This window comes from Streptomyces sp. NPDC060064, from assembly GCF_042736455.1.
Lineage (GTDB): Bacteria > Actinomycetota > Actinomycetes > Streptomycetales > Streptomycetaceae > Streptomyces.
Map to the genome: position 1 here is coordinate 1 of NZ_JBHWWF010000074.1, position 17,731 is coordinate 17,731.

10 protein-coding genes and 8 pseudogenes are annotated in these 17,731 nt (G+C 65.7%); 11 read left to right on the plus strand and 7 right to left on the minus strand.

Annotation, left to right across the window (positions count from 1 at the left end):
• Positions 1–290: 290 nt before the first annotated feature.
• A pseudogene (locus ACFWDI_RS39775) lies at positions 291–572 on the plus strand (IS1380 family transposase); the annotation flags it as partial.
• 25 nt (positions 573–597) lie between these two features.
• Here ACFWDI_RS39775 and ACFWDI_RS39780 read toward each other — a convergent pair.
• Positions 598–1,471 (minus strand): annotated as a pseudogene (locus tag ACFWDI_RS39780) (IS5 family transposase).
• Positions 1,472–1,924: 453 nt separating this feature from the next.
• Here ACFWDI_RS39780 and ACFWDI_RS39785 point away from each other — a divergent pair.
• Positions 1,925–2,764: pseudogene (locus ACFWDI_RS39785) on the plus strand (IS5 family transposase).
• A 161-nt stretch (positions 2,765–2,925) separates the two neighbouring features.
• Here the strand turns inward: ACFWDI_RS39785 and ACFWDI_RS39790 are convergent.
• Entirely contained in the window at positions 2,926–3,111 is a 186-nt protein-coding gene (locus ACFWDI_RS39790; protein ID WP_385311860.1) for a transposase, read from the minus strand.
• 400 nt (positions 3,112–3,511) lie between these two features.
• Between ACFWDI_RS39790 and ACFWDI_RS39795 the strand changes: the two genes are divergently transcribed.
• Complete coding sequence (locus tag ACFWDI_RS39795; RefSeq protein WP_385311862.1) at positions 3,512–5,971, plus strand: hypothetical protein; 2,460 nt, start codon at positions 3,512–3,514, stop codon at positions 5,969–5,971.
• Between the two features lie 835 nt (positions 5,972–6,806).
• Here ACFWDI_RS39795 and ACFWDI_RS39800 read toward each other — a convergent pair.
• The 4 genes from ACFWDI_RS39800 to ACFWDI_RS39815 form a co-directional block, all read right to left on the minus strand.
• Positions 6,807–6,986, minus strand: coding sequence for a hypothetical protein (locus tag ACFWDI_RS39800; protein WP_385311863.1), 180 nt, complete (start codon positions 6,984–6,986; stop codon positions 6,807–6,809).
• 181 nt (positions 6,987–7,167) lie between these two features.
• The gene (locus ACFWDI_RS39805; RefSeq protein ID WP_385311865.1) at positions 7,168–7,902 is read right to left on the minus strand and encodes an IS4 family transposase; all 735 of its coding nucleotides are present in this window, start codon (positions 7,900–7,902) and stop codon (positions 7,168–7,170) included.
• 259 nt (positions 7,903–8,161) lie between these two features.
• Positions 8,162–8,563 (minus strand): ISAs1 family transposase, encoded by a 402-nt coding sequence (locus ACFWDI_RS39810; protein ID WP_385311868.1) that lies wholly within the window; start codon positions 8,561–8,563, stop codon positions 8,162–8,164.
• Positions 8,554–8,955 carry a transposase family protein gene (locus tag ACFWDI_RS39815; protein ID WP_385311870.1) on the minus strand — a complete coding sequence of 134 codons (402 nt, stop codon included), beginning with the start codon at positions 8,953–8,955 and terminating at the stop codon, positions 8,554–8,556. Before ACFWDI_RS39815 ends, ACFWDI_RS39810 begins: the two co-directional genes overlap by 10 nt.
• 537 nt (positions 8,956–9,492) lie before the next feature.
• On the opposite strand from ACFWDI_RS39815, the gene ACFWDI_RS39820 reads away from it, so the two are divergent.
• The 8 genes and pseudogenes from ACFWDI_RS39820 to ACFWDI_RS39855 all read left to right on the plus strand — a co-directional run bounded on the left by ACFWDI_RS39820 (position 9,493) and on the right by ACFWDI_RS39855 (position 16,897).
• A complete protein-coding gene (locus ACFWDI_RS39820; RefSeq protein WP_385311872.1) occupies positions 9,493–10,809 on the plus strand; it encodes a hypothetical protein in 1,317 nt (438 codons plus the stop codon).
• Positions 10,810–11,398: 589 nt separating this feature from the next.
• Positions 11,399–12,203: pseudogene (locus ACFWDI_RS39825) on the plus strand (IS110 family transposase); the annotation flags it as partial.
• Between the two features lie 69 nt (positions 12,204–12,272).
• A pseudogene (locus ACFWDI_RS39830) lies at positions 12,273–12,991 on the plus strand (IS6 family transposase).
• 673 nt (positions 12,992–13,664) lie between these two features.
• Entirely contained in the window at positions 13,665–14,123 is a 459-nt protein-coding gene (locus tag ACFWDI_RS39835) for a transglycosylase SLT domain-containing protein (protein ID WP_385311875.1), read from the plus strand.
• A gap of 552 nt (positions 14,124–14,675) precedes the next feature.
• A pseudogene (locus tag ACFWDI_RS39840) lies at positions 14,676–14,900 on the plus strand (transposase); the annotation flags it as partial.
• 147 nt (positions 14,901–15,047) lie between these two features.
• Entirely contained in the window at positions 15,048–15,491 is a 444-nt protein-coding gene (locus ACFWDI_RS39845) for an IS3 family transposase (RefSeq protein ID WP_385311876.1), read from the plus strand.
• Between the two features lie 284 nt (positions 15,492–15,775).
• Positions 15,776–16,614: pseudogene (locus ACFWDI_RS39850) on the plus strand (transposase).
• An 82-nt stretch (positions 16,615–16,696) separates the two neighbouring features.
• Positions 16,697–16,897 (plus strand): integrase core domain-containing protein, encoded by a 201-nt coding sequence (locus tag ACFWDI_RS39855; protein WP_385311873.1) that lies wholly within the window; start codon positions 16,697–16,699, stop codon positions 16,895–16,897.
• A gap of 45 nt (positions 16,898–16,942) precedes the next feature.
• Here the strand turns inward: ACFWDI_RS39855 and ACFWDI_RS39860 are convergent.
• Positions 16,943–17,128 (minus strand): annotated as a pseudogene (locus ACFWDI_RS39860) (helix-turn-helix domain-containing protein); the annotation flags it as partial.
• Positions 17,129–17,731 lie beyond the last annotated feature (603 nt).

The following is a 17,731-nucleotide window of genomic DNA, read 5'->3' on the forward strand; positions in this document are numbered from 1 at the left end:
CACGCCAACCGGCCCCCACAGTCCCCAACCGGGTGGGAGCAATGGCTCCGCACCACCCGGAAAGCGATAAAGGCACGACACATCGCCTACCAGGGAGCGAAGACACCGGACGGCGTTCAACTCCGCCTCGCCCACGCCTCATGCCTACAACGCTCGAAGGCGTCAGCCAATGGGGCGACTCTGCAATCCCGAGAGCCTTCAGGGCTTGCTTGAGCCGTATGCGCGGATGACGCGCACGTACGGTTCTGAGGGGGCGGGGACGCGGTAACGCGTCCCCGCTACCCGACGCTATCGGGTTGCGTCCCAAGGTCCAGGTCAGTGCCGATGGTTCGGGTGTGGTCGGGCATGCCGGGGCACGGTTGCTGGCGGATCTTGCCGATGCCACCGGGTTGACCGCCGCGTACTCCGCCGCGCTCGGGCCGCTTCGGCCACGCGGGAAGGGGCATGATCCGGGCCGGATCGCCGCCGACCTGGCGGTGATGCTCGCCGACGGCGGGGAGGCCATTGCGGATCTGGCCGCGCTACGGGACCAGGCAGGGGTGTTCGGCCCCGTCGCCTCGACACCCACGGCCTGAGAGGTCGTTTTCTCCCAGTGTTTTATCCCGGAATCGGCTGTTTGATCTGCGGTGTCGGGTCGCGCCAGGAGATGGTGGCCTCGCTGGCGAGGCGGCGGGCCATGAGGTCGGTCATGGCGAGGTGGATCATGGCTTCGGAACGGGCGGGGAGAGTCTCGTAGTCCCGGGCGAGGCGGCGGTGGAGCATGAGCCAGCCATAGGTCCGCTCCGCTCCACCGCCCAACGCTTCGGTATCGGGGTGAAACCCCTGGTCCCGGGCGCGCGGCTGGTGATCTCCATGTCGATTCCAAGGCCGGCGGCGTGCGCGACGAGGTGCTGGCGGTAGCCGCCGTCGACCCACACCTTCCGGATGCCTGGATGGCCGACGGCGACCTGGTCGAGGAGCTGGGTGCCGGCCACGGAGTCCTGCACGCTCGCCGCGGTGACCAGCACGGCCAGCAGGAGGCCGATCGTGTCGATGACGATGCTCCGCTTCCTGCCCACGATCTTTTTCCGGCATCGGTGCCCTGACTGGAGACGGGGACGCTGGTGGAGGTCTTGACGCTCTGGGCGTCGATCACGCAGGCAGAAGGTTCGGCGTCCCGCCCTTCCTTCTGCCGTAAGAGTTGCCTGAGCAGGCCGTTGAGCTGGGCGAACACGCCTTCCTCAGCCCACTTTGCGAAGTATCCGTAGACCGTGTTCCAGTGCGGGAAGTCGTGCGGGAGGTAGCGCCACTGGACTCCGGTGCGGTCCACATACAAGATCGCGTCCATGATGTCGCGCAGGTCGTGCTCCGGCGGCCGGCCGAAGTCCAGGGCCCGGCCGCGGCGCTCGAAGCGCCAGGCGGACAGCACCGGCTCGATCAACTCCCAGCGGGCATCGGACAGATCACTCGGATACGGGCGTCGCGTAGGCATGCTTCTGACGTACCGCTGCGGACCGAGTGCGCCCAGGCGCACGGCAACGAGGATGGAAGCACACAGCCGCAAAGGCCGGGCGTCCTGGGATGAGACAGGCACAAGCTACATCTCACCCCGCCTGTCACCCCACCCGACCAGCAGGACTCAACCACACCTCCAGCAGCAAGAGCACCACAACCCAGCGGTCAGAAAATCATTGGATACAGGGGCATCACAGACGAAAACGACCTCTCAAAGAGCGTTTTGTCCCGGCGAGGTTGTTTGGCGTCGATTCGCAGACCGAGCCGGTATGGGGCTCTCGGGGCAGACGTGTCTGATGCGGGGCAAGGGATTTGTGCCGTCGTTCGGCGACCCGTTTCGTTCTGTTCGCTCCTGTCTGATCCCAATGCGCCCCCGGTTGACCTCGTTTGCGCCCTGGGGAGGCGACCTGCTCGACGGTACTACCGAAACATGACGCGACACCGCCCGTATCCAAGCGACCTCTCCGATGCACGCTGGGAACTGATCGGGCCCACGCTCACCACCTGGCGGGCCGAGCGCAGAGGCAAGGGTCTCGACATCGGTCGCCCGCCTGAGCATGACCTGCGCCGCATCATGGACGCCATCCTCTACGTCGACCGCACCGGCATTGCCTGGCGTTACCTGCCCCACGACTTCGCGCCGTGAGAGACGGTCTACGGCTACTTCGCCGCCTGGCAAAAAGAAGGCGTCTTCGACCAACTCAACGGTCTCCTACGGCGCCTGGTCCGGGAGGCCGAAGGTCGCGACGGCGAGCCAACCGCCTGCGTGCTGGATGCGCAGAGCGTGAAGACCTCCGCGAACGTGCCCGCGACCAGCCAGGGCATCGATGCCGGCAAGAGAATCGCAGGTCGCAAGCGCCATATCGGGGTGGACACCCTCGGCCTGCTCCTGGCTGTCTGGGTCACCGCGGCGAGCGTTTCCGGCAACGTCGGCGGCATGCGCCTGATGTCCCACATCGCCGCCACTCGCCCTCGCGTGACCAAAGCATGGGCCGACACCGGCTACCGCACCAAAGCCATCGACCACGGCGCCCGCCTCGGCATCGACCTGGAAGTCGTCCAACGCGCCCCAGGCGTCAAAGGCTTCAAGGTCATCCCGCGACGCTGGGTCGTCGAGCGGACCTTCGGCTGGCTGATGCACCACCGTCGACTGGCCCGCGACTACGAAACCCACCCCCACCGTTCCGAAGCCATAATCCACGTCGCGATGATCGATCTCATAAGCCGCAGACTCACTCGCGAATCCACCCTGAACTGGCGCGACACCTGAACCTCGAACCAAACAACCTCGCCGGGACAAAACGCTCTTTCAGGCGCGCGAGCGCGAGGTCGAGGAGACGGTCGGCTCGGCCGCCCTCGGTGAGACGCTCGCGGAAGTTCGGCCAGCACGCTGTGGTGGAAGCCGGGATCGTCCAGTTCCATGGCCAGCGCCTACTTGAAATCGATGCGGCAGCGGACCGCCTCGGCCCCCTGCCGGTCCGACAGACCGAGCAGGAACTGCAGCACGCAGACGGTGGCCAGCTGGGCGGGCGATAGCCCCGGGCGGCCATCGCGCGGGTACCAGTCGGCGAAGTCCTCGTCCCGCCACAGCCCGCCCAGGTGGTCTCTGACCCACATCGCCGTTGTACCGCCCGGGTTGCTCGCCCGCGCCGTCCGCGCAGTCAGAGAAGGGACTTGCTCACCAGAGCGGGCGTGGAGCGACAACGGGCACCTCGACAACTGCATCGGTCCGTGAACAGAGCCGAGCATGCCCGTTGATCACGCTGCCCCGCCGGGAATCCCCAAGATCCCCGACAGAGTCAAGATCAGATTCACACACCCGGTCGAAGTATTCAATCACCACCAACCGGATCAATCTGATGCTCCATCAGATATCAGAGTCCACGCGCCACCAACAAACAAACCTCTTCCCCCACCAAGCTGAAAACCGCACTACCACACCCAGCCGCATCCCGGGGAACCACCAGACGGTGTGTGATACCCCACCGCCCAGAACACAAGAAGAGGAAGAACCCCCATGGCTCATGTGACGGCACCCCACTCCACAGCCGACCCGATGCCGACGCCCTCCCCGCCACGCACCACACGCCGGGCCCGCCGTCTCGCCTCCACCATCACACTCACCCTCGCCACCGGAGCAGTCACCCTCTCACCCCTGACCCCCTTCCTCACCACCCCCGCCCACGCAGTCGGCCCGTACTGCGGAACCAACACCACCACCAGCGACACCACAGGCATCACCGCCACCCAAACCGGCGGCACCGTCACCTGCTCCTACACCATCACCGGCAACACCGGCGGCGAATTCGCATTCACCACCCCCAGCGGCGTCATCCAACTCACCACCATCACCGCCACCGGCGCCCCCGGCGGCAACGGCACTGGCAGTTCTGGCGTTGCCAGCGGCGGGAAGGGAACCTCCGTCACGGCGGCCACCCTTCTAGTGACCCCCGGCAACGCACTCTATGTCGAGGTCGGCGGGACCGGTGGTAACGGCCAAACCACTCCCGGCGTCGGTGGATTCAACGGAGGTGCTGCTGGTGGCGATACCGCTCCCTCTGGTGTTGGTGGTGGTGGTGGCGGCGGCGGTGCCAGTGCCATCCAGACCTGCCCCATCGGCTGCACCCTCACCGGCGACCCGACCACCGACCCGCGACTGCTCGTCGCCGCTGGTGGCGGTGGCGGTGGCGGCACCGACCAAAACCCTGACGGAGGAGTCGGCGGCGGCGGGGGCAACGGAGCCGGTCTCGGTGGCTCGCCTGGAACTGGGGGAAGCTCTAGCGGGGGCGCGGGAGGCGACTTCGGCACACCCGGAGGCAACGGCGGCAACGGCGCCGCCGCAGGTGGTTCTGGCGGCCCCGTCAGTCCGCAAGTTGCAAGTGGCGGCGGCGGCGGCGGCAGCTTCGGCGGCGGCGGCGGCGCCGGGAGCAGCAGCGGTGGCGGCGGCGGCCTCGGCGACTGGGACGACAGCGGCAGCGGCGATGGCGGTAACGGCTCCGCCGGTAGTGGCGGTCAGGGCGCTGGCGCCGGCAGCGGTTTCAACCCCCTCGGCGGCGGTGGTGGTGGCGGCGGCTGGTTCGGCGGCGGCGGCGGCGGCTTCGACCCTGGGCCCTCCTTCGGCGGTGGCGGCGGCGGAGCCGGATCCGCGTATTACTCCGCATCACTGGTAAGCGGAGCCGTCGCAACGACCGACTCAACCCCCACCCCAACCCCAACCCTCAGCTTCACCTACGACCTCACCGGACCCACCGGCGCAACAGGCGCAACAGGCGACACCGGACCCACCGGCCCGACAGGACCCACCGGAGTCGGAGCCACAGGCGACACCGGCCCGACAGGACCCACCGGAGTCGGAGCCACAGGACCAACGGGCACAACCGGAGCCACAGGCGACACCGGCGCCACGGGTGCCACGGGCCCGCAGGGCGTCACCGGTGCCACCGGTACCGACGGACTCACCGGCGCCACGGGTGCGACGGGCCCGCAGGGCGTCACCGGTGCCACCGGACCCCAGGGAACCCCCGGCGTCGACGGCGCCGACGGAGCCACCGGGCCTGCCGGAGCCACCGGACCACAGGGAACGACGGGACCACAGGGCGTTACCGGACCCCAGGGAATCGCCGGAGTCGACGGCACCGACGGTCCCACGGGTCCGCAGGGAACCCCCGGAGCGACCGGAGCGACCGGAGCGACCGGAACGGGTGTCACCGGTCCTGCTGGACCTGCCGGAACGGACGGCGCGACCGGACCGCAGGGTGTTACCGGCGCCGACGGAGCCACCGGACCCCAGGGAACCACCGGCGCCGACGGAGCCACGGGTGCGACGGGTGCTGACGGCGTCACCGGTCCGCAGGGAACGACCGGTCCGCAGGGCGTCACCGGCGCCGACGGTGTCACGGGACCCCAGGGAACCCCCGGAGTCGACGGCACTGACGGTGCGACGGGTCCCACGGGTCCGCAGGGTGCCACGGGTCCGGCGGACGGTGCGACGGGTTCCACCGGTCCGGCGGGAACAAACGGCACTGACGGAGCCACCGGTCCGCAAGGCGTCACCGGACCTGCCGGAGCGACCGGAGCGACCGGAACAGGTGTCACCGGACCTGCCGGGACGGACGGTGCCACCGGGGCGACCGGTCCTGCGGGACCCACGTTGTACATCACCTCGGAAAGCGCCCAGGGAGGTATCTACCGGGCGTTGATCGACTCGACTGGCGAGGCGTGGATCCAGCGCGAAGTCCTCGACCGTGCCACTCCCCTTCACCGCTGGGTCCCGCTGTCGAACATCCGCAACTACCCCTCCACCCCAGTCGCAAGCGTCTCCCTGACCAGCGCCCGCGACAACCTGCAGATCACACTCCTCACCAAGAACGAGCAACTCTGGGAAACCAGCTGCCCCATCACCCGACACCCCCTGACCCCCGAATTCCTCCACAACCGATGCGAACCCTTCCGCCCCACCAGCACCCCCAACCCCTAGCGTCCCGTGATTCCGTCGGCGTCACTTGATCCTGGGTGCCTCGCTGCTACTGGCACGGAGCTCCCCGATCGTGGACACACAGGCCAGTGAGGTGAAGACCCGGAAGCCCTGGACGAAGCGTGGGATACCCAGATCGCAGATCTGGGCTCCGGCCGGGGAGCGTACGAGAACGCTCCCACCATCGGCTTCTCCACCTGAATCTGACGGATAGACGGATAACCGAAAGAGGCCGAGCCCCGAAGAATCGGGGCCCGGCCTCCTTCAAAGGCGGGCGGGGAGGATCCGCCCCCGACTCCCCCGTTCGGCGTGCCCCGGTGGCTGTCCTGCGGCAGGCGGGGCGATGGTGTGAGAAGGGAAAGGACGGTGGGCGAGGCTAAAGCTCCTTACGCCTGCCGCCCGGGAAGGACGGTCCTCGGACGGACCCAGCGAATCCTTCCGTCCGTGGACCGCCCCACCCTCCTTTCCCGCTCCCTTCTTCCACCGATCAACGGCGCCGGGGCAGACCTGCCCCGACCGCGCGCCCCCCGGCCGACGCGCGCAAGGAACCCGCGGGCACCCGATCCCCCCGAACCGCTCCTCACATGCCGCCCGCTCCCTCCCACCCTTCTTCTTCCAGGCAGGGGGGAAGTTAAGTCGTCGCAGTCGGTGTCAAGGGGGTGTCGGGGGCTGGCCGGAGGCGGATGGTGTAGGTCGCGTGTCGTGCGGTTCGACTCTCGCGCAGCGCCTTGATCTGTCTCTTGGCGAAGGGAGACACCGGGCGTTTCACGGCTCGGGGGCTGACTCGGTGTGATCGTCGATTTGGCAGGGTCTCGTCGGTCAGGGTCTGGTGGAAAGCCTAGCCTGCGCTGTCCTCTGGTTGCTGGTGATCGGCGGTGACGACGCTGTGTCGGGCGGCGCGTAGTGCGACGGTGAAGGACACACGGTGGGGGGCGATGTCGAGCCGGCGGGCGGTGCGGTGCATGCCGCGCCGAAGGGCCTGGTAGACGATCAAGTAGGCGTAGATCTCCTGTGCCACCCCGGCGGGGGACTGTGAGCGCAGGATGCGGTCGGGTGCGCGCAGGGTGACCTTGAGGCCGAAGTAGGCGGTCTCGATCTCCCATCTCTGGTGGTAGAGAGCTGCCAGCTGCTCGGCAGGGTGGCGGCGGTGCCCTGTCAGGGTGGTCAGCAGTCGGTAGTGCTCGCTACGTTCGCCGCCGTCACCGGTGGCGACGGTAAGACTGAACTCGACGACGCGGACTGGGTGTCCGGCTTCCGGACGCTTGCGGTGGGTGCGGCCCGGCAGGAAAGACAGGTAGGAGCCGTCCGGCAGCGGTGTCAGGCAGGGGCAGCAGCCGTACGCCCTTGGCCCTCCATAGCAGGTGAGCGCCGGTGTCGCGGGCTTGGCCCCACAGTTCGTAGCCGTCGAAGTTGCGGTCGGCGAGGAGCAGCATGCCGGGGCAGAGGCTGCCGAGCAGGCGCTGGGCGAGCGTCTTTTCCGCGGTGGCGTGAGCGTCGAAGGCCGCGTCCAGTACGGATCGGGTGCCGCATTCCACCAGTGCGGCCATCCGGACCAGTGGATAAACGGAGCGTCCGCGCCAGCCGTGGATATGTCCGAAGGCGGTCGCGTTCATGTCGCTGTCGGCGACTTCCAGGTGCACGCCGTCCCAGGCGGTAAGCCGCAGTCCTCGCCAGAAGGCTCCCACCGTCGCGCGGGTGGCAACCGGGCCGGAGATACGACGGAACAGCTCTTCGAGAGGGGCTGCCCCGAGACGACTTCTGGCCTGCGATAATGCCGCTGTGGACGGGACGGTGAACCGGCTGCTGAGGCCCTTGACGAGGCTGGCCCATACGCCGTGGTAGCTCTCGGTGCTGAACAGTGCCATGCCCAGCACGAAGTACACGACCACGCGGGCCGGCAGCAGACGCACCCGGCGCTCCTGACGTTTGGTCACGCTCAGGACCTCATCGATCAAGCGCGGAGGAATCCTCTGGGTCAGGACACCGAGATGTCCCGGCTCGCGGACATCCCGGATGGCAGACTGGTGCTTCAACAGGGCTCCTGCAGAGCGAGAGTTGTCTTCGTCGACTTCCTCTCATAGCAGGAGCCCTGCCTGCCGAGCGCGAGCGCCACGACGTACTTGACACCGACTGCGACGACTTAACTTCCCGGCGTTGGATTGCAAAGTCCGTTGGTCGTGCGTCAGTGCAGGGTCAGTTGAGTCCGAGGATGGCCAGTGGCCGCTCGTAGGGGCGGAGGGCTGTCCTGCGGAGTCCGGCGGTGATGTTGGTGTGGCCGGCAGTGCGGAGCTGGTTGATGGCGAAACTGCGCAGGGTCGCCATGTTCTCCGGGCTGTGCCCGGTGCGGATCTTGGAGGCGTCCTCGCGGAAGGCGGTGTCCCGGATGAAGTGGAGCCTGTTTTCGATCACCCAGTGGGCCCTCAAGATCTTCGCGATCCGCTCAGGGGATGCCTGGCGGCTGGTCAGGTCGGTGATTACGTAGACCGTCTCGCGGCTCTGCTTGCCGGTCTTGGTATCGGTGCGGTGCCGTACGGCCTTGGCGACCTGGGCGGCGTGCGGGAAGTCGACGCCGAGGCCGGTGACGGTCAGGGCCATGACGACCCGGGTCTCCTTGCGGCCGTGGCCGGTGATGCGGTCGTAGAACTTGGCCGTCGCCTGGTCCCAGGGCAGGTGTCCTTGATGACCCGGCGGATCGTTGCACCGCTGGGCGGGATCCGCACGGCCAGGGCGGTCGTGGAGCGGGCACCGAGCCGGGCCAGGACATCCTGCGGGGCGTCGGCCGCCCACTCATCGATTGCCACGAAGCTCCTCGCCCTGCTCACCACGGCGGAGCAGGCGATCAGCAGCACTGCCACGAAGGGGTGACGCTTCCCGCGCCGACACCGCGGATCGGCGAGCGTGGCCAGCCGTGCAGTCAAGGAACCCGTCGCACGATCCTGACGGGTGGGCGACTTGACCAGGCAGACGGTGGCAGACTGACGACACATCGAAGCTCTGTTGGGCACAGGCGACTTGGCAAGGTCACCTCCACAACGGAGCTTCGTTGCCTGTGGTCTCCCGCCCTCCTGGCATCGTCACACCGCCGCGACCTGCACACTCACGAGATCACCAGGACTTTGCAATCGCACTGGTGCCGCACCCCGTACACCCTGCCGGAGAACACGATCTCGTACGGGCAGAGAGCACCAGAACAGGACCAGAGACATCAACCGAGACCACCACCAAGTTTGCCAACTGCGGTAACATCCTGACCAGTTCAACAGAACACATCCAAAGGCTGCCCAATACGCGGAAGGGCCGCCCACCGCATCAAGATGATCTCCGGCTACGAAAATCTTGCCATCGCCACGACCACGTGTACGAACCGACAGCATCGACGCCAACTACGTTGGAGTACCACTTACCCATGTGGCAAGCCCAGTCAATGTCTAGTCTTTCCTCGCACGAACTTGTGTCCTGTTAATTACAAAAAGACGCCTCAACGCATCTAACAACATCCAAAATGTCAGTAAAGCGGTGAAAAAATGAGCAGCTCGCTGCGGATAAGACGTACCGCTCTTATTCCCTTGCTCGCCGTGTCAGCAACGTTCTCCTGTCTTTTCTCGGCGACGTCGGCACAGGCGGAGACCCGTACCGTTAACGGAAAGACGTATAATTACACCTGGTATGATTACCCAACTCCGGGTGCCGCATGGTATACCCATCACTTCAATACGGCTTCGGATGCCGCCATTGCAATGACAAGCTACCTGGATTGGTGTAAAACGAATTCAGGGCAATGTCATTGGAATCTTATCCCCATTGGGGGAAAATTCGCGGGTAAGGACTATATGGCGGGCGGTGTGCTCAATCAAAATTGCATGAAGGAAGGGAGTGAAACTACTTTCGTTTCGAGCACATCCGCAAAACAAACAGTAAAGAGGAGCGTATCGACCAGCCAGTCGGTAAAACACGGAATCAGCAACTCCCTTGCCGTTGAACTCACAGAAAAAGCTGGACTCCTCGGTACGGGAATTGAAACCAAGATCTCAAACACCCTCACCTACTCTTTCGAAGAAGCATTCGAAAATCAATTCGGAAGGGAGGTTTCGGAAGAAATCGGGAATGGTGAGGAATACAGGCGCGTGCAGAAGTATGGCCCTCTTAGTCTCGCCGCCGCCTGGTTTGCCCCCGTTCTTCAAACGTATGCAGTCGAATTGAGCGGGGCGCCAGTTCTCGGCCTGCCGGACGGCTATCCAAAATCAACTGTAAACGGTGACAAACGCACTACGTACTATATCGGTAAGGAATCAACCGATCCTCGCTGGGGAGAGGGTGGGATCAAGCCTCTGACCTTCCAGTATGGAGACAAAAGCTCCAGCCGGTCTCTCCCGCTAGACCTTCCAGTATCCGACCTGGGCGGTGCGCGCGCGGTCCTGACTTTGAAGTCTGTCTTCATGTCGGCCTCTCAAGTGCCCACTCTGTGTAAGGTGCCAGAGTATTCCGGAGAGAAGGGGCAAAATCCCACGAATGGCGTAGTGACAGTAACCCCCAATCTGAAGCCGTGGAAGTATTTTGCCGTCGCATACAAGTCTGGAAGCGCTGGATGCGCGGGATATACTAGAATATCAGTTCAACAGGAAGGGAAGAGTCCAGTCGTCGCGCAGACTTATATAACCCCCTTCACCGGATCCGGTACGTACCGTTACACCCGGGCGGGAACTGAAACCACGGAGGCCGGTATCCTTTCAGCAGGCCTGCCAGGGAAGTACATTCACGTGGACTGTCGTGACCAAAGCGGCGTATATCGTCCCGCTCAGAATTTTATGCTCAAGGTATGGCCACAGCCGTGGTTCGGCTAAGGCGATGAGGCCTAATCAATAGAAGTGGCATGGGTGCGCCCCCCCCGGCTTTCGGGGGGCCGCACCCATGAGGGTTGTTCACGGGGGTTCGTACCCTGGTTCCCTTGATCATCAAGCTGGCCCTGCTCCGTAGTCTGATGTTGCAAAGACGTCAGATCACTACTGGGGCAGGGCCGTCAAGCTGGAACGTTACGACAGGGCTGGCAGAGGAACAACTTGCGGAACTGGTCACCCGCGTTCACGCGAAGCTGCGTGCGGATCCCGGCGGACCGCAGCCAGAGCGCATGTGGGCGCTGGGCTTGTACCGGTCGGTGGTGCTCGTCCTCTACCTACTGCGGCAGAACCCGGTCCAGGAGGTCGCGTTTCCCTGGCACGAGATCCCGCTCCAGGGCCGCACCACAAGCACCGGCCACGGAGCTCCGAGGTCCGCCGGATCAAAGTGGCCACCGTCAGCCGGCAAAGATCTCGCAGGTCCGCCGGCCGAACAGGAAGGCGCCGGCGCGCTGGTAGACCTCGGCGAGGAACGTCGCGGCCTCGTTGTCGAAGAGCGGCCCGGCCGGGCGCTGCCATCCGCCGCGCTCGAATCCGCCCCGGCCGCCTGGTCAACCGGGCCTCCGATGCCTACCGCGGCGAAGGCAAGAACGACGCCCGCGACGCCTACGTCATCGCCGACCAGGCCAGGATGCGCCGGGACCTGCGGCCCATCCGCCCCCGGCGACGAGGCAGCTATCAAACTGCGACTGCTGACCGGACGCCGGGCCGACCTGGTCGAGGACCGCACCCGCGTCGTGAACCGCCTGCGCGGCACCCTGCTGAGCATGTTCCCTGCCCTGGAACGGGCCCTGGACGTCACCAACACCGGCCCCCTCAAGCTGCTGACGGGCTACCAGACCCCCGCTGCGATCCGTCGCGCCGGGGCCACGCGCCTGACCAAGTGGCTCGCTAACCGCAAGGTCCGAAGCGCGAGAGCCCTCGCCGAAACAGTGGTCGAGGCCGCCGAGCGCCAGCACACCGCCGTCCCCGGGGAGAGGACCATCGCGAAGATGGTCAATACCCTGGCCGAGGAGGTGATGTCCCTCAACGAGCAGATCACCGAGACCGACATGCTCATCGAGGGCCGGTTTCGCGAGCACGAACTCGCAGGCATAGTCGAGAGTGTCCCCGGCATTGGCCCGATCCTCGGCGCCGAGTTCCTCGCCTCCGTCGGCGGCAACCTGGACGACTTCGACTCCCCGGACGCCCTGGCAGCCTTCGCCGGAGCCGCTCCCGCACCCAAGGACTCGGGAACGGTCAGCGGCAACCTCCACCGGCCCATGGCCTACCACCGGCGCCTGCAGCGGGTCTTCTACACCTCCGCGTTGGTCAGCATCCGCTGCGACTCCAACTCCCGGAAGGGCACTGTCGCGTTGCCGGTGGGGGTGGGATGATCTTCGGGTTGTGTGGGTCTGGGGAGGGGAGCCGTCGTGTCGTCCACGGCGCCGTCGTACAAAAACCACCGCTATTCGGTCGGGATCATCTCGCACTGCGTGTGGCTGTACTTCCGCTTCCCCCTCAGCTACCGCGAGGTCGAGGAGCTGATGCTGGAGCATGGCGTCGTTGTCTCCTACGAGACCGTCCGGCGCTGGTCGCTGAAGTTCGGCCAGACGTACGCCAATGCCCTGCGCCGGCGGCGTCCCAGCCCCGGTGACAAGTGGCATCCCGACGAGGCGTTCATCAAGAGCAACGGCGAGCAGAAGTACCTGTGGCGGGCCGTCGACGCCGACGTCATGGTCCTCGACATCCTCGTCCAGAACCGTCGTGACAAGGCTGCAGCCAGGCGTTTCTTCCGCCGGCTGATCAAGCAGACCGGGTCGGTGCCGCGGGTGGTCGTCACGGACAAGCTCCGCTCCTACGGCGCGGCCCACCGCGAGGTGATGCCGTCGGTGGAGCACCGCTCCCACAAGGGACTGAACAACCGGGCGGAGAACTCCCACCAGCCAACGAGGCAGCGCGAACGCGCCATGAAAGGCTTCCGGACCGTCGGCGGGGCGCAACGCTTCCTGTCCGCGTTCTCCGGGATCTCACCCCCTTCCGACCCCACCGACATCTGATGGCCGCCGCCCGCTACCGCTTCGAGATGACCGTCCGCTTCACCATCTGGGACCAGATCACCGGCGTCGCCGCTGTGCCCGCAGTGGCCTGACCCAGAGCCGGCACCCGGGCCGACCACGGCCTGACACACCCTCACCCCCACCAACGTGACAACACCCGGTCGCCGGTACCTACCACACCGGCCGCTTCACCAAGGTACCGAAGCTCGCGAAGGAGCTCCGGGTGCAGACGCCGGCCGACCGCGAGCCCGGCCAGCCGTGGCGGCCCGGAGCGCCGGTGCCCGCCGCGGTCGATCCGGATCTGCCGAGCGCGGACATCCGTATCGGGTACGCGCGATAGCCGTGCATGAGACATGTCCATTGAGGACTGTCTCCTCCTGCTGCACCAGGGCATGAGCGCGAGGAGGCGCGTCGTCAAGAACCGCGTGTCTCACTCGGCTTCCCAGCCGCAGCCCCACCTACGGACCGCGTTCCGTCCGCCATCGAGCGCAGTACAGGGGCCGCGGAGTTGGACCCCCGACCCACGCCAGAGTTCGGCCGGCGGACGCTCGGATCCGGTGGACCAAGCGGCGAGCAGATTGATTTTAAGCATGAATGACTCATGAGTTGATGGCGTGGATGGTGCGTACTGGATGTGAACTACCAATTTTCCAAGGAAATTTCCAGACTGACGGATTTCGCCGCTGCTAGGTCCGGAGCCACAGCGCCTTCCACCTTATAGGTGATCATCATCCCATGGATTTTTCAAGTGAAAGGCAAACGGTCATGCGTACTTTCGCTCTTTCAAGGCGATCCGTGTTCGTGATCTTCAAACACTTGACAGTCGGTCTAGCTGTGATCGCGATCCTCATGGGGGCGAGCGCCGCACTTCTGCCCACTCCCGCATCCGCAAAGATCGTAGACACGAGTCGGCTTGACAGCTGGATCAAGCGAGCTTTGCTGGTGATGCGGGAGAAAGGGATTCCCGGTAGCTATGACGGGATCTATCGGAACCTCATGCGAGAGTCGAGCGGCGACGTCTTCGCAATCAACCTGTGGGATTCAAATGCGAGAGCGGGAATTCCATCGAAGGGACTCATGCAGGTCATTGACCCAACATTTCAAAAGTACCATGTGGACGGCACCTCATGGGACATTTACGACCCAATTGCGAATATTGTAGCTGCGTGTAACTATGCGGCTCACCGCTACGGATCGATCGACAAGGTGAATTCAGCCTACTAGTATTGCAGTCTCAGTTGCGCGGTGTGTCCTCGACGTTTGTAGTGGCTGTCGCGGGCGCGTGTCTGGCTGATTCTTTGCCAGTGTGACCAGTGGAGATGATGAGGCGGTGTATCTCCGCCACGGGACAGTTATATCAAGCCACCTCCGGATCCCCTTTTGACAACTCGTCGGCACAGACGGCCGTCAGTGCCTCAAGAGCGGCCATCGACAGGGGTGAGCCGCCTCGAGTTTTCCGGACACCGTATATGGGTGTGGTTCTATGCCGCGAGCTGGATGGCTTCGTATTCGGCTTGGACCTCTGCCGGGGTCCTTCGATGTAGCGGACGATTGCCCGCCGCGCATGCTCACGGCTCGGGAACGCAGTGCGGTGGATCAGTTCGTTTTTCAGCGCGCCGAAGAATGGCCTTTCCCCTCGTAGCGTGGAGGTGTGACTGAAGGGGAAGTTGAGGGTCATGGGTGGGAAGTGGGAAGCGACGTTCGTATGACGCGCCGTTTCGTGAGGGTGCGGTACGGATCGTGCTGGAGACGGGGAAGTAGGCCGCGGAGGTCGCGCGGGATCTGGGCGTGCATGAGGGCACGCTGCAGACCTGGGTCCACCGGGCCCGGGTGCGCGCGGACGCGGAGGCCGCGGGCGGGCTGAACGAGTCCGAGCGCGAGGAACTTCGCAGGCTGCGCGAGGAGAACAAGCAGCTACGCAAGGAGAACACCGAGATCGGGATGGAGCGCGATGTCCTCAAGCGTTCCGTGGTCCTCTGGGTGAAGGAGGCGACGAAGTGACGGTCGCGGCCTTCATCGCCGACCAGCGGACCGGGCACCACGTCCCGCACACCGTCTCCTGCCGGGCACTCGGGGTGTCCGAGTCCTGGTTCTACAAATGGCGCAGCCGCCCTGAGCAGCCCGAAACGCGAGGTCAGAGGGGCCGCGCTGGCCGAGCGGATTACCCACTTCTTCAACGCGTCGGGCCGGACGTACGGCTCGCCCAGGGTCACGCTGGATCTGTGGGCCGAGGGCTGGCAGGTGTCGCAGAACACCGTCGCCGAGATCATGGCCGGGCTCGGCCTGCAGGGTTGCAAGCCCCCGCGCCGGTGCCTGACCCGGCAGGGCAAACGGAAAGCGGCGCGTGACCTGGTGCGCCGCCGGTTCGACGCGATCGCTCCGGACGTCTTGTGGTGGGGCGATATGGCCGAGATCGAGACCGGCGAGGGCAAGCTCTACCTCGCGTCCGTCCATGACGCGTTCTCGCGCCGGGTACTGGGCTACGCGATGGGCGACCGGCACGATGCGGCCCTGGTCAGCGCTTCACTCAAGATGGCCGACGCGACGCGCGGCGGCACCGGTGGACGGCGTGATTTTCCACTCGGACAGTGAGTATGTGAAGTACCGGATGTCCCGGGCCTCTTACCCTCACAGCGACGGACGCGCGAGGATGCCGGTGCCGGGATGCTCTCGCGGCCTCCTGACCCGCACTCCGACCGACGGCGCTGTCCTTCCTCGGACTTGTCGGTGGCCCGGGAGCATCCCGGCGAGGCGCTCGCCTCGCCGACGGGAGTGACTTAAGGAGAGCAGCCTGGCCAAGGTCCCATCACTGTCTTGTCCGCCGCCTCGGTGACCGTGCGCCGACCTACCGCGCTCTCGTCCACGAGGAGGCCGACATGGCCAGCATCCCATCCATCTCCCGCGCCGTCATCGGCGGCGTGGACACCCACAAAGTCCTGCATGTCGCTGCTGTGATCGACACCGACGACCAGGTCCTGGGCACCGAGGCGTTCTCCACCACCTGCGCCGGTTACCGCGCCATGCTCCGATGGATGCGTACCTTCGGTGACGTGCGCCGCATCGGGATCGAGGGCACCGGCTCCTACGGCGCCGGTCTCCTGCGCCATCTTCAGCAGGCCGGTATCGAGATCCTTGAGGTCAACCGGCCCGACCGTTCCGACCGGCGCCGTCGCGGCAAGGACGACACCCTCGATGCCGAGAACGCCGCTCACGCCGCCCTGGCCGGCAACCGCACCATCACGCCCAAGACCCGCACCGGCATGGTCGAATCCTTACGTGTCCTGCGCGTCGCCCGCTCCACCCCGGTCAAGGCCCGCCGCGTCGCGCTGCAGATGCTGCGCTGCTGCTGGAACGGACCGGGTTCGGCATCGAGAAACCGCCCAGCTGCTGGTCACCTGCGGCGACAATCCCGAACGCGTCACGGACGAGGCCCGCTTCGCCAAACTCTGTCGCCCCGCTGCCTGCCTCCTCCGGCAAGGTCCAGCGTCACCGGCTCAACCGAGGCGGTGACCGCCAGGCCAACTCCGCCGTTCACATGGCCGTCGTCTGCCGACTCCACTACGACGAGGACACAAAGAAGTACGTCGAACGCCGCACCGCCGAGGGCAAGTCGAAGATGGAGATCATCCGCTGCCTCAAACGGTACGTCGCCCGAGAGGCGTACTACGCGATCAAGCAGGACAGCACGCCCTACCGATCAGTTCGGAAGGGTTGACGTACAGGAGAGCGTCCGCGGGTCGGAATATACGAGTGAGGCGTACAACAGCCTGTGTGCCCGCCTGGGCGTGGTGCAGTCCATGGGACGCGTGGGCTCGGCCCTCGACAACGCCGCCGCGGAGTCGTTCCACTCGTCGATCAAGGTCGAGTACGTCCACCGGCACCGCTTCGCCACCCGAGCCGAGGCACGGCTGAAGATCGCGACCTGGATCGCGGACTTTTTCATCCCAACCGTGCGCCGGCGTTCCGCGCTCCAACTCCCGCACGAGACACTCCCATAGCCCAGGACTCAGACGTTCCACGCACATCGGCCCCTTCGAGCGCAGCGCTTCCGCCCCGCCCTCACGCCACGTCCGGCGCCATTTCTCCACCTGGCGTTCGCCGACCCGAAGCTCACGCGCGATGTCCGTGGTCCTCTCCCCACGCACGAACCCCTCCGCGGCCCCCAGCCTCACCTGCTCACGAGCCGCCTGCTTCTTCGGCGTCAGCCCGCCTCCCTGCGCATACCTCATAGCTCCGGCATACCGCAACGATCACGAAACATCAGGCCCCCACCCGCCACTGCGAGTTCAACCTCAGCAGCGCTTCGCCACGTGATGTGGCTCGCGTCAGCGCCAGCCGCCTCCGGCTGGCGCTTCAGGGGCCACGTCTCTCTGTCGACCGGCTTACGCGGGCGGGGCAGTACGCGCCGCCTCTCATCGTCCGGGGGGTCGTCCGTGTCAGCGATCCGGTCGACCAGCGGATCGGCGGCGGTAAACATCACGATCACATCCTTGCGCACATGGAAGGGGCTAGCGTTCCAGTCTGGCGGGGACACGAGCCCGCTATCCGACGTTCGCGTCCCCACAACCACGCTCCTCGGTTCCTCAATCACATACCTGAGCAGCTGATACTCACATGGACATCAGGTTGCTCGGCTCACAGCTCGCCCGGTCATCGATCAGTACACCGAGGCTGTGCTGTCCCGCCCGGGTGGCGCCGGGTCCGCGGAGAGTCCGACGCGTAGGGGCAGTCCGGCCCTGAGGCTGATCCTTTGGAGTGGACACCCTGACAATGGATCTTGATGGTCCAGGGAGGGATGTCCAGGTGGGACGCAAGTCTCCGTATCCGGAGGA

What these genes read in the sequence shown, in the direction of transcription:
- ACFWDI_RS39790 (WP_385311860.1), bottom strand. Translation starts at nt 3,111, where the DNA reads ATGTGGGTCAGAGACCACCTGGGCGGGCTGTGGCGGGACGAGGACTTC.
- ACFWDI_RS39795 (WP_385311862.1), top strand. Translation starts at nt 3,512, where the DNA reads ATGGCTCATGTGACGGCACCCCACTCCACAGCCGACCCGATGCCGACG.
- ACFWDI_RS39810 (WP_385311868.1), bottom strand. Translation starts at nt 8,563, where the DNA reads ATGGCCCTGACCGTCACCGGCCTCGGCGTCGACTTCCCGCACGCCGCC.
- ACFWDI_RS39815 (WP_385311870.1), bottom strand. Translation starts at nt 8,955, where the DNA reads ATGTGTCGTCAGTCTGCCACCGTCTGCCTGGTCAAGTCGCCCACCCGT.
- ACFWDI_RS39820 (WP_385311872.1), top strand. Translation starts at nt 9,493, where the DNA reads ATGAGCAGCTCGCTGCGGATAAGACGTACCGCTCTTATTCCCTTGCTC.
- ACFWDI_RS39835 (WP_385311875.1), top strand. Translation starts at nt 13,665, where the DNA reads ATGCGTACTTTCGCTCTTTCAAGGCGATCCGTGTTCGTGATCTTCAAA.
- ACFWDI_RS39855 (WP_385311873.1), top strand. Translation starts at nt 16,697, where the DNA reads ATGGGACGCGTGGGCTCGGCCCTCGACAACGCCGCCGCGGAGTCGTTC.